Source organism: Blautia parvula, from assembly GCF_020215665.1.
GTDB lineage: Bacteria > Bacillota > Clostridia > Lachnospirales > Lachnospiraceae > Blautia > Blautia celeris.
The window spans coordinates 2,680,241-2,693,048 of record NZ_CP084061.1; the positions used below are offsets into that span (position 1 = coordinate 2,680,241).

A 12,808-nucleotide genomic window follows, 5' to 3' on the forward strand; every position below is an offset into this window, starting at 1 on the left:
GCATCAGTTTTGCACTCTTGACATTGCATAAAGAATTAGCTGAAGCCATCTGTGGATATTTCCTTTCGGTAAGAGTTTGGATGCTAATACCATAAGGAACCACAGATGGTTTTCAATATTTATTTTCTAATATCTAAAAATAGGGCATCAAAAACATTTTCTGCGTTTAGCTAATCTTTCATATAACACTTCTGCATGGAAACTTAAAGGATACTACATCCGCCTGGGATAACAATATATCCATATCGCTCCAGTCCGCGACTACAAATCCATACCCCGCTGCATCCTCTAACCGCCACATTGAGCAGTATTCAGGACAACATTCTGTTTCCCGATTATCTGCAAATTTTTACGGAAGCACGATCTTATTACGTGAGCCTTCCGGAATACCTGTCAAAAAGGAAAATACTGCATCCATTTTTCCTTCCCAAAAGTCTGTTTCATGGTCTCCGTCGCTTTCCTGGTAAACGATGGGCACACCTGCCTTCTGCAGTTCCTCTGCAAATCTCTTATCTTGCTCATATACAAGCCTGTCCTGTCTGCCGCAGGTCACATACACTTCCGGCATCAACTCTTTTTTCTCAAAGGCATCCAGATATGTCTTGGTAAGATTGGTATCGCCAGCCAGAAACTCTTCCCGGCTGCCAAATATATTATCCAACAACTCGATGGAGAATCCGGCATCCGGTTGGTTTTCGTGTACCTCATAAGTATCAATTGCCGGAGACATCGCCGCAATCCTGCCGAAGGTATCTGCATAACGCATTCCATTCAGAAGTGTTCCATATCCTCCCATAGACACTCCTGCAAGATAAGTATCCTCCCTCTTATGGGACAGCGGGAGCAGCTTCCTTGTCATTTCCACCACTTCCTTGCCTACAAAAGTAGAATAATTCATATTTCTCCGGGGATGATCCACATAAAAGGAATTATCTCCGTTTACAATCACTACTGCCACACCTTTTAAATCAGACTGTCTCCGCATACTCAGATATGTGTAGATTTCATCACTGTCTCCGCTGTAACCAGGAAGGAAATACAGGGTTCTGTACGGAAACGGTACTTCTGCGCCCCATCCGTCAGTGGGCAGAAATATCTCCAGGGACACGCCCCGTGTTAATGCTGCTGATTTGTACTCCAATTTCATGTGTGCCATAATTTATCTCTCCTTTTATTTTTTCCCAAAATTCAACATAGACTTCAGTATCGGCAGTCCATCTCCCTGCTCCTTTGCCTCAGTATAACATACAGGCCGAATATCCAGTTCTTCCCGCCATTTTGTCCACGCATGTGCCGTCACTGCCATGTACTCCTGGTTTCTCTGTTTCTCTATCACACGTGCCGGTATTTCCTCATTGTAGAATAACCGCATTTCTTCACACCCCACCGCGGGGTGTGTCACATAACTGTACTGCCTTCCCTGCTGCAGACCTTCCAGCCACAGCCTTACCCCTTTCAGATAAACTTCATCCTTATCCGTAAAAGGGGGCTGTCCCTGTTTCGCAACAGAATAATAATTTCTCGCACTGATCAGACCTTTTTTCAATGTCCAGTCCTCTATAGCCTCAGCCAGCCCGGGTACCCACAGTTCAGGTCCCATATGGCTGTCCGCATAGGCAGCGGAAAGTCCCAGTTTTGTCAGTCTGTCAAGCTGAGCGTCATACTCCTTTATAATCCCGTCCACATCCGGTTTTCTCCCGGCCAGCTCCCACTGTGTCTGAAAGAAATACCCTCTGTCATCCGTTATCTGTCTATTGTCTGTAAGCGCGCCCCAGCGCACTCCATTCCACTCAGAGTTCAGGGTCAGATGCAGCCCGATATCAATGTGGATATACTTCTTTAGCAGCTCTGCCCCCTCTTCTATATAAGGGGCACAGGCTATACAGGACACATTCCGCACTACATATCCCGTGTCTGCGGCCTCCAGGATTGCCCTGTTGGCCGCCCGGGCGGAGCCGAAATCATCCGTCCTGCTCAAAAGCTGAATACTCAAGTTATCTCCTCCTTATATTTTGTCCATTTCCCGCCGCTGCATATATGTAAAATACTGTTCCGTCTGTACATAATGTACAGGTACCTCTTCGCAGAGCAGTTCTTTTATCCAGTCCGCCGCGTAGCGCATTCCCAGCTCTTCCATATTGTAATGGCCGATATTAAAACATGCTTTCGCCTTACCCAGGGACACTGCATCGTGGATATAAGACAACAATGTCCATTCTATGATCTCTCCGGGAATCACCGCGTCAATACAGTCCTCTTCCTCCATCTGGCGCATGATCTGTGACGAGTAGTCCCGGTAATATCCATCCTCCCGGATCTCATCACCCGGCTGCGGATACAGATGAGCCACAATGGCAATGCGGCGGATCACATCCCCGGGTCTTCCCACAAACCGGATTCCGTTCATTCCCAGCCTGTCCATCAATAATTCTGCCAGTTCCTGCACCGTAACAGGCGGTATCTCGAAGGCGTAATATAGAGGGATCTCTCTCCGGGCTTTCAGCTCATATGCTTCCCAGCCCAGATATTTCACAACTCCTTTGAAAATCAGATCCGGCTGGTGGGCATGGATATGGTCGTGATTCCTCCACACGGTGATCCCATAACGCTCCAGCAAAGCTTTTTTCTCATCATAAACCCGATTTTCAAATTCTCCCTTCCATTCAGGGTAATCCGGGGTCTGATAATAGATCGGCTCATGGGTCACCAGCAGGTTACAGCCAAGCTCCGCCGTCTTCCTGATCACATCCACTGTGGGCACCAGAGCGCTGACCACCCCTGTACACTCATCCGACGGATTTCCCGATTTATACCCGTCACATCCGTCATAATCCGGAATATCAGGGTGGAACTGCAAGATACGGTCAATAACTTCTTCATTTTTCATTTTATATTTATCCTTTCACTGCCCCCACTACTACACCCTTGATGAAATATTTCTGCACAAAGGGATAGATGAGCAAAATGGGCAAAATTCCGATCACCGCCATTGCCATACGGATAGATGTTCCCGGAAGGCTGACAGCGCCGGTCCCCATCAGGCTTCCCGTATTCTGCTTCAAGGCGTTGATATTGTTCATGATCTTCAGCAGCAGAATCTGGATGCTGTACAGCTTGGCGTCATTGATATAATACAGACCGTTGATCCAGTCATTCCAGTAGGCCAGACCTGAAAAGAGGCTGACTGTGGCGATCGTAGGCACGGACAGCGGAAGCATGACCTTCCAGAATATCTTCATCTCCCCTGCCCCGTCAATCTGTGCCGCTTCGATCAGAGAGTCGGGAATGCTGTTGGTGTAATAATTCTTCACAAGAAAGACATTAAACGCTGTCACCAGGTAATTCGGCAGGATCAACGCCCATATGGTATCCTTGATCTGAAATACCCTTGTCCACATAATATAGGAAGGTACAATACCTCCGCTGAACAGCATAGTGAAAAATACGAAAAAGGTTAATATTCCTCTGTACTTAAAAGCCTTTCTCGACATGGGATATGCCAGCATGGCTGTGATCAGGACACTGCCAAGGGTGCCCACAAACGTCACCAGTATGGATACACCGTAGGCCCGTACAATAATCGCCCCCTGCTTTACCATGTAAATGTAAGCGTCAACGCTCAATGCCCCAGGCAAAAGAGAATATCCGTCGCGCAGTAAGGTTTTCTCCTCTGTAAAGGATGCGATCACGATCATCAGGATAGGTACCATAGTGACCACCACCAGAATCCCCAGGATCACAGTGGCTATGACATTAAATTTTTTGGAATCAGACATCTTCTTTCACCTCCCTTAGAACAGTGCATTTTCCGGGTTTATTTTTTTCACAACCGCATTGGCTGCCACCACCAGTACAAATCCAATAACAGACTGGTAGAATCCCGCCGCTGCCGCCATACCTACATTGTTGGACTGCATCAGTCCCCTGTATACATAAGTGTCAATGGTCTGGGTAACTGCATACAGCGCTCCGGAATCCTGCGGCACCTGATAAAACAGACCGAAATCAGAGAAGAATATCCTTCCCACCGCCATCAGGGTCAGAATCGTGATGGTCGGGACCAGCATGGGCAGTGTGATGGAAAATATCTGTTTCAGCTTGGAAGCACCGTCGATAGATGCCGCCTCGTAGATAGATTTGTCAAAGCCTGAGATACTTGCCATGTAAATAATGGACTGATAACCTGCATTTTTCCATAGAAAGACCAGCACCAGTATCAAGGGCCATACATTTGGCTGCATGTACCAGGAAACACTCTCCTTCCCCATGGTGCGCAGAATCGTGTTGTTGATAAAACCTGTATCTGCACTTAAGAAAGCAAATCCGATGATACCTATCACAACCCAGGACAGCAGGTTCGGCAGAAGCAGGCAGGACTGAAATATCTTCACCCGCATCCGCTCACCCAGCTCGCACATCAGTATTGCAATAAAGATAGCTGCCACAGTTCCCAGGACGATAAACACCAGATTATATAAGATTGTGTTCCTAGTCATGATCAGGGCATCGTCTGTTGCAAACAAAAACTTAAAATTCTTCAGGCCACACCAGTCACTGCCAAAGATTCCCTTGGAATACTTGTAGTCCTTGAATGCCAGGAAGATCCCGAACATGGGTATGTAATTGTTGATGATCAGGTATACAACACCCGGCAGAGCGATCAGCATAAAGGGAAGCGTGGTTTTAGAACTTTTTCTCATATTCTTTCCCTCCCCTTAAGCGTCACTGAGCTGCCAGCCATGCATCCAACTGTTTCTGTTTTTCAGCTATGACATTTCCAAGTCCGGCGCTCTCCAGCGCTTTGTTCAGCTTCGGAATCTCTGTTTCCGGTTCCACGTTGCCACAGAACAGTCCAGGCAGATACTGACTCAGAACATTTGCGATTGCCGTATACTCCGTGCTAACAGGTGCTGTGTCAAACACAAATCCCATAACTGGTGAGGAAGCAGCCTCTTTGTTCTGTTCTTCTTCCCATTTCAGGGAATCCAGATTATTGCCTTCCATCTGATACTGAATAAAATAATTTCCCAGTGTACCGCAGCTAAGCTGTGCTGTGTAAGGAACTGTAGAGGCATCCTCCCCCTCCGGATAATTAACAATGTCTTCTTCCTTTACCACATAATCTCTGCCCTCGATTCCAAAAATCAAAAGATTCACAATCTCCTTATCTGAATAAGTCAGATTCAGGAATTTGAGAGCCGCCTCCGGCACTTCACAGTTAGTAGAAACCATGAAGGTCACTCCATTAACTGTTGACGTATCAATATAAGCCTCTTTCAGAATCCTGGCTCCTGTCGGATAACCCCATTGAGTCTGTAAGCTGGCTGCTGTATCTTCTTCCGGATAACTGTAGGAAGCAATAGCACAGAAATAATTTCCTGAGGACAGCAGTTCCAGAGACATACTCGTGGTCGTAGCCGCATCTTTCATGATATAGCCCTTGTTATACCAATCCCTTGCCATCTTGCAGACATCCATGAACTCCTGGCTTTCAAAGAGATTCACAACCTTGGTGTCATCACCCAATAAAACACCCTTTGGTGCGGTATAATCATCGCCAAGGTAATCCACATTTGTACTGTAGAGCCTGTTCAGTCCTGTATCTCCCGGTGCAATTGGGGCCAGCGGTGTGATATCCGGACGGCCTTCCTGGACCTTTTTAAAAACTGCGTCTAAATCCTGCACACTGTTTACCTGGCTCATGTCAATCCCCAGTTCTTCGGCAATATCTTTGCGGTAAGTGATCATAGGCGTGAGTGCCAGCGGTTTATATACAGGTATTCCATAAATCTTACCGTCTGCAGTACATGCATTCATCCACTCTTCACCCACCAGCTCTAGTGCCTCGGGTGCAAATTCCGGCGCCAGCTCTGTGATATCCATAGCCATATCCGCGGCAACACAGTCCGGGAAATTAAACAGACTCTCAAAGAGATCGATCTGCTCGCCCGCCTGCAGGGACAGACTGATCTGATTGTTGTAATCCGCGTAGGCGATAGGCTTTAACTCCACCTCCACGCCAATCTTTTCCCTTGTGATCTTGTTCACAGCTTCCTGTACCTCAGCAAGTCCTTCTTCTGAGGGAACATTGTTAAAGGTCTGGTAGGCAAAAACTACCTTTTCATACTTGTCAGAGTCTGCCTTGGCGCCTTCTTCCTTCTTGCCGGAACCCCCGGAGCCGCCGCAGGCACAAAGACCGGCTGCCATGCTCATGCCCAGAACCACTGCCATGATTTGTTTCATTCTTTTTTTCATTTTCCTTACCTCCTTTTGATACTCCCATTATAGGTGATATCCATGGCCTGATTCTTGCAAAAACAAGTCTTCCTTTTTCAAAAACAAGCCTCATACGCCTGATTCACGCTTCCTGTATTCATTCGGGGTAAGACCCGTATACTTTCTGAAAAGGGTAGAGAAATAAGAAAAGTTATCCATCCCCACCTCTATAGCCACATCGCTCACCAGCTTATCTGTCTGCGCGAGAAGCCTTTTCGCCTGTCCGATCCGGTATTCGTTCAGATAATCCTTCAGGCTTGTGCCTGTTTTCCTCTTATACATCTTCGCCAGATATTCCGGGGTCAGAAAGAAATGCTCCGCTATCTCATTTCTGCCGATTTCCTCCCCGTAATGCTTATGGATATAATCATTGATCTGCCCGATCATGGTATTGGATTTCCGGATCTCCTCCTCATAGGCAAAGGTACGTTCCAGCAGATATGCCGCCCAGCGCATCAGATCTAGGACAGAGCGCACCGCCTTCTTCTCCATATCCACAGACAACTGGTCCCCCAGAAGCCTGGATGCCTGGATTCCCCTCTCCGTGAGGTAGAAATAATCGGCCTGCAATAGCTCCTGTTTCACCTTGATCAGCATTTCCCGGTCCAGATTACCTGGTTCATGCATCAGCGCCGTACATCTTTTCAGATAATTTAATAGTCCGCTTTTGTCCTTTTTGTCCAGGTATTCCTTCAGCTTACCGCCATCCAGTAAAGCATCTCCGGTCCTTTGCTTCTCTGAAATCTGGCTTTCCAGCACCACTTTGCCGTAAATTCCCACATTCCAGGACATTTTCTTCAGGATTCTGTGATATGTCTCAAAGAGCTGGCTGACATCACAGACCCGGCTTACGCAAACCGTCATCACACAATCTATATACTGCCTGACGGAATCCACCAATATCCTGGCACGGTCAAGCATAGTCTCATCCGAATCCACATCGCAGACTGCTGCCAGTAGCAGCTCGTCGTCTTTCTCCTGACAGATGACCCGCTCATTTTCCGGTGTACTGCACAGGATCTCTGAAAACAGATTGTTCAGGACAAATTTCAGAAGCTCTCTGCCGTATTTGGCAGTATCCTTCTCCACATCTGTAAATTTCGCTGCCAGTATCCTGTACTCTGTTCCCAATTCCAGTTTCTGGCCGCCGGATATCAGTTTGCTGTTGTCCCCATACATTTTTAGAGTGAACGGTTCCTTCAGCAGGCGTTCCACAAAGGACAGCTTGATATTCTTATAGTTGTGCTGGAACCAGGCTTCATACTCCCGGGATTTTCTGTTTGCCTCCTTCTTCCTGATGTTCTGAATGCATTTCTGAAGGGCCATCTCCAGCACTTCTGCATCAAAAGGCTTCAGGATATACTCAGCCGCCTGCATTTTCAGTGCATTGGCAGCGTATTCAAAATTCTCATGGCAGGTCAGAAGCAGAAATTCCCCGTCCAGTTCCTGTTCCCTGTACCACTTAAGGAGTTCCAGGCCGCTTCCCTGGGGCATCTCAATGTCACTGATGATAAGTTCTATTTCCTGCCTGTCCAAAATCTGCTTTGCATCCTCTATGTTGTATGCCTTGCAAACCTGCTCCACCATAAGCCTGTCCCAGTCCACTGAACTTTCAATGGCATCCACGATCGTGATATCATCATCAATAATCAACACATTCATTTTCTTCACCCAATTTTGTTCTGTACGGTTTCTTCCTTCATCTCATGCTTCGCTTTTTCCGGAATGAGCAGGAGATTCCGGCATCCGTGAGGCTCCACATTTGACATCTGGAACAGATCCGTCCTCTCATACATCAGATACAATATCTTTCGTATGCTCCACAGACCGATCCTCGTCCCCTCCTCCGGATACTTGTCGTGATATTCCCCCATCTCCTTCAGAACATTTTCCGGATAGCCCTGTCCGTCATCCTCTATCTCCACAGACAGCATGGTTTCATTTTGGAAATGAGCCAGGGACACCCGGATCAGAATGCTCAGTGTTTTTCCCGGAGAGACTGCGTATTTGTACTCATTTTCGATCAGGGTGTGGATCAGAAGCTGGGGAATCCTCCACTCCTCACACTCCTTTGCCATCTCCACGAAATAAAATACACTTCCCGGATACTTCAGCTCCTGCATCTCAAAATAATTTTCCACGTGGCTGATCTCTTCCCGGACAGGAACTGTATGCAGCCCGGAGCGGAACATATACCGGATATTTTTCGACAGAGATTTCACATAGGCATCAATCTCAACATTTTTATTCTGCATACTCAGACTGGAAATCGTAGTCATGGCATTCAGGAAAAAGTGGGGACGCAGGGTCAGCCTGACACATTTTAACTCTGTGTCTTTTAATTCTAACTGTTTCTCGTAGCTCTGGATGCGCAGCCCCACGATCTCATCCATCAGCCGGTTAAATGTCTCTGCCAGACGGATAAACTCCCGGCTCTCATATCCGCCCTGAAACCGCAGCTCGTAACTGCCGTCAGAAATCTCGTCCATCACGCTGGTCAGGTGCTGCATGGGATGCAAAAGCTCTCTCCTGATATAGCGTATGACCAGAAGCGCAAACACGATGCTTCCCAGGATCAGCAAGATAATAATGACCGCACTGTAGCGGATACTGCCCAGCACATCATAGGCCTTCACAAAGGATTCCAGGCACACCTGCCCCTCCACGATCTCCATCTGCCTTTTCACAAACTGCGGCTCCTCCAAATTCTTCCCTTCCTGCGAAAGCAGCTTCGGATCATTTAAGAATCCAACCGATGTCCAGACTGTGCCATCTCCGTCAGTTATGGTAAACGCCTGGTTTCCAAAATCCGTATTGTCCCAGAAATGCGTCAGTCTCTCCATAGACAGAAAGGCTGCCTCAGCCCTGGTTCCGCGCATATAAATCCTGTAGATATAATGCTTCCCTTCGATAGAAGTAAAGTACCACCTGGCCTTTTTACTGCCCTTTCTGGACATTTCCAGCACAAATTCCCGGATAGCCTCCCCTTCCTGAAAGCTCACCCCATCTTCCTCGGCACTGAGACAGATATCGTACTCCCCTTCTGCAATCACCAGCATCTGAGCGCTGTCATCCCATGCCGTCAGATCTTTGATCTGATTACTGAGAGCCAATGAAGCGTAAAATCTCTCGCTCTCGTCTTTGCTCTCCAGTTTTGCGAGGTTAATATTCTGATATACAATACTGTTGAGCATCTTTTCCATCTTATCCAGCCGGTCTTTGATCTCTTTGCCGTAAACCTGCAGGAAGTTATCAGAGGACTGTATGATTTCCTCTCTGGTCTCGGCATAGGAGAAATAGACAAATACACAAAAAATGAATATCAAAAACAATAACTGGGCCGTGACCAGCGCTATGATTCTGCGGACAATTGATTTTTTCATAGATAACCCTCTCTGCTGTGAAAACAGCCCCCTGTCCGTAAGACAGGGAGCAGTATTTACGTCAGGAACACCTGATCTCGAACGTATGTCTCTTTAAATCTGCATCCAGTACAGCAAAATGTTCCCCCTGTTTTCTGGTAATGCGCAGACCGTGTTCCCCTGTCAGCGCCACCTCTATCTGCCCTTCCAGGGAAAACGCCGGGTGTTGATTGCGAAACCGCATGAGTGCCAGCAGATCCTTTATCACAGGACGCTTTAATTCCTCTTTTACCTCCTCCGCCGAATAGCAGTGCCTGTTGATATCTCTTCCGTTCTTCGTTGATTCCATGAGTGCAATATCATTTGCGCCTGCCAGCATTCCCACATAATACACCTGAGGGATGCCGGGAGCAAAGAACTGGATGGCCCTTGCCAAAAGATAAGCGTTGTCATTTTCTCCCAGGGCTGCATAATAGGTGGTGTTGACCTGATAAATATCCAGATTGTTATAGGCCTCTGTGTTGTATATCTTCTTGACATTTGCCCCCTCGGCAAACATCTTATCCTTGGTAAATTCTATCTCCTCATCCGGCAGCAGATCCTTAACATCCACGATTCCGATACCATCATGAGTATCCAGTGTGGTGAACTGCTTCATGGGTGACATGAGCAGCCATTCCCTCAGATATTTTCCCTTCCCGCTGTACAGGGCATGAAGCGTCAGGACCGGAAGGGCGAAGTCATATATCCAGAATTTCTCTCCGGCAATCTCCATCTGGATCGAGTAATGTTCATGTATCTCCGGCAGGATCTCCACCCCGTAAGGTTTCACCAGGGCTTCTGTCTCACGCAGCAGATTCCAGATATCCGGCTTCACGAAGAAACAGCTGGTGTCCGGCTTCTTCACCGCATAGGCAAAGGCATCCAGCCGGATAATGGACGCACCGTGGCTGCACATGGAAACCAGATTCTCCCGGATAAATTTCTTCGTTGCAGCGCTTTCCACATTTAAGTCAATCTGTTCTTCACAGAACGTACACCACACCTTCTCCCGGCTGCCATCTCCGAATTCCACGTCCGTGTACGGCGCACGGGGCTTTCTCTTATAGATTTTGTCCACCTGTTCCGCAGTCGGCTCCCCGTTCTCCCAGAAATCCTTATACCGGATAAACAGATCCCGGTATTCAGACTGGTCTTTCTTCTTCTCAAAATCCCTGAAGAATTCCGAGCTTCTGGAAATGTGGTTGATCATAAAATCAAACATCAGGTAATAACTCTTCCCAATCCTCTCCACATCTGCAAAGGTTCCGAACTCAGGTGAAACCCTATCATACCTCATAGGTGCAAAGCCCCTGTCCGCGGAGGACGGGAAAAAGGGAAGGATATGTACTCCACCCACTGCGTCCTTGATGTCATTTTCCAGGATATCCCCCAGTTCCTTCAGATTACTGCCCAGGCTGTCCGCGTAGGTGATCAGCATGATCTCGTTTTTTAACTGCATTGTATATCTCCTTTCACTACTCTGTATCCTGTCCTCATTATACCACTGTCCGGCATCGAAAATCTTTTGTAAAAGGGGTTGTCTCTTTCAATTTCAAGATATTTCAAGCATCGTTTCTGTCAAATACGCGGTCCGGCGTATAGGTAATGGAGATATCCTTATAATAGAAGCATTTCGCCGGACCGAAGGGCATCTCTATATCTTCTCCCTCCGCCTTTTTATCCAGCAAAAGGTCAGCGGCTTCACGGAACTGTTCCAGTATCTCAGGAGAAACAGGAATTTTGTGATGCGCCGGCCAGGTCAGATCATACTGCTCTCTTATGGACAGCAATTCCTCTATAGTCCTTTTATAAGTCTCCACTGTAGTGGTATATTCCAGGTTCAGCAACACAGAAGCCCGGCAGCAGGTATCCCCTGTAAACAGCCATTTTCTCTCCACATCCAGAATGCTCACAGCTCCTAAGGTATGGCCCGGTGAAGAAACCAGGCGGAGTGTCCGCCCGCCGAGCTGAAATTCTTTCTCCCCTGTGTACCAGATAATATTATCCCTCTGTCCGCGAAATTGATAATCGGGATAATAACTTCTGAACTTATCGCAGTGCAGACTAAATACCTCTCTGTCCAGCTCATTGATATAAACCTTCTCAAAGAAGCTGTTCCCGCCGATATGATCCAGATGTGCGTGTGTTGCCAGTACATCCACAGGCAGTGATGTCAGTTCAGCCGTTATCTCATCCAGCGGAATCATACCCAGGCCTGAATCCAGCAGCATGGCCCTCTCGCTCCCCTCCAGGAGATACATATATACACTGGATGTGTCATCAAATTCCTCAATTCTCCAGGTGTGTTCATCCATTTGTACAACTTTGTAGTCCATATTTTTTTCTCCTAAATTCATTATTTTTGTGCCAGAAATGCAAATACAGGATCCATAAATTTCTCCCAGAACATTACATCATGGCCGCCGTCATCTTCCCGATAATCAACCGGAATCTGATTTTCCTGCAGAAATTTTACAAAGCGGACATTATTCTCATACACCAGCTCATCCTGACGTCCGCAGCACATAAATAGTTCCGGGATCTCTTCTCCTGCCTTCTTCGCTTCCAGATAAGCCGGGTCCAGACCCAGGTCTGTGCGCTCAAACTCCTCCCTGCTTCCAAAAAGCCCGTCCAGGTATTCCCGGGTAAAACCGTTCACACCCCGCTCCATAAGATCATAGAAATCAAGTCCCGGAGACATAGCCGCAATCTTCCCAAAGGTCTCTCTGTAACGCAGGCCGTTCAACAGCGCCCCATATCCGCCCATGGAGATTCCGCCGATGAAGGTGTCTTCCCGCTTAACAGAGAGAGGGAAAATACTCCTGGTCACCTCCACGATCTCGCTGCCGACAAACTTACTGTACCAGGCAAACCGGTCCGGTCTGTCCACATAAAAAGAATTGTCCCCGTCCGGTATCACCACTGCAATCCCCTTCATCATGGACTGCAGGCGAAAACTCAAGCTAGTGCTCAGCTCTTTTCCGCTGGCACTGAAGCCCGGAAGAAAATACAGGGTTTTGAAGGGTTTCTCCGCATTTTCCCAGCCGTCACAGCAGGGCAGAAACACATTCAGGGATACACTCCTCATAAGACTTTCTGATTTGTAATTCATTTCAATATACGCCATC

At 47.5% G+C, this 12,808-nt stretch carries 11 protein-coding genes; all 11 read right to left on the reverse strand.

Annotated features, from left to right (window positions below; translation table 11 throughout):
• Positions 1-349: 349 nt before the first annotated feature.
• The 11 genes from LC508_RS12590 to LC508_RS12640 all read right to left on the reverse strand — a co-directional run bounded on the left by LC508_RS12590 (position 350) and on the right by LC508_RS12640 (position 12,807).
• On the reverse strand, positions 350-1,156 hold the full coding sequence (locus tag LC508_RS12590; protein WP_054352200.1) for an alpha/beta hydrolase: 807 nt from the start codon (positions 1,154-1,156) through the stop codon (positions 350-352).
• A gap of 15 nt (positions 1,157-1,171) precedes the next feature.
• Positions 1,172-1,993, reverse strand: a complete 822-nt coding sequence (locus LC508_RS12595; RefSeq protein WP_054352199.1) for a ChbG/HpnK family deacetylase — start codon at positions 1,991-1,993, stop codon at positions 1,172-1,174.
• Between the two features lie 12 nt (positions 1,994-2,005).
• A complete protein-coding gene (locus LC508_RS12600; protein WP_103733136.1) occupies positions 2,006-2,887 on the reverse strand; it encodes a Nif3-like dinuclear metal center hexameric protein in 882 nt (293 codons plus the stop codon).
• Between the two features lie 7 nt (positions 2,888-2,894).
• On the reverse strand, positions 2,895-3,776 hold the full coding sequence (locus LC508_RS12605; RefSeq protein WP_033139401.1) for a carbohydrate ABC transporter permease: 882 nt from the start codon (positions 3,774-3,776) through the stop codon (positions 2,895-2,897).
• A gap of 15 nt (positions 3,777-3,791) precedes the next feature.
• The gene (locus LC508_RS12610) at positions 3,792-4,700 is read right to left on the reverse strand and encodes an ABC transporter permease (protein WP_103732703.1); all 909 of its coding nucleotides are present in this window, start codon (positions 4,698-4,700) and stop codon (positions 3,792-3,794) included.
• 22 nt (positions 4,701-4,722) lie between these two features.
• Positions 4,723-6,255, reverse strand: coding sequence for an ABC transporter substrate-binding protein (locus LC508_RS12615; RefSeq protein ID WP_103732704.1), 1,533 nt, complete (start codon positions 6,253-6,255; stop codon positions 4,723-4,725).
• A 90-nt stretch (positions 6,256-6,345) separates the two neighbouring features.
• Positions 6,346-7,938, reverse strand: coding sequence for a helix-turn-helix domain-containing protein (locus tag LC508_RS12620; RefSeq protein ID WP_146051756.1), 1,593 nt, complete (start codon positions 7,936-7,938; stop codon positions 6,346-6,348).
• 5 nt (positions 7,939-7,943) lie between these two features.
• Entirely contained in the window at positions 7,944-9,659 is a 1,716-nt protein-coding gene (locus LC508_RS12625) for a sensor histidine kinase (protein ID WP_054352191.1), read from the reverse strand.
• A gap of 61 nt (positions 9,660-9,720) precedes the next feature.
• Positions 9,721-11,139: a sucrose phosphorylase gene (gene gtfA / locus LC508_RS12630; protein WP_103731133.1), complete on the reverse strand. Its 1,419-nt coding sequence runs from the start codon at positions 11,137-11,139 to the stop codon at positions 9,721-9,723.
• A gap of 103 nt (positions 11,140-11,242) precedes the next feature.
• Entirely contained in the window at positions 11,243-12,016 is a 774-nt protein-coding gene (locus LC508_RS12635) for an MBL fold metallo-hydrolase (RefSeq protein WP_158587214.1), read from the reverse strand.
• Positions 12,017-12,036: 20 nt separating this feature from the next.
• Positions 12,037-12,807, reverse strand: coding sequence for an alpha/beta hydrolase (locus LC508_RS12640; protein ID WP_054352188.1), 771 nt, complete (start codon positions 12,805-12,807; stop codon positions 12,037-12,039).
• Position 12,808 lies beyond the last annotated feature (1 nt).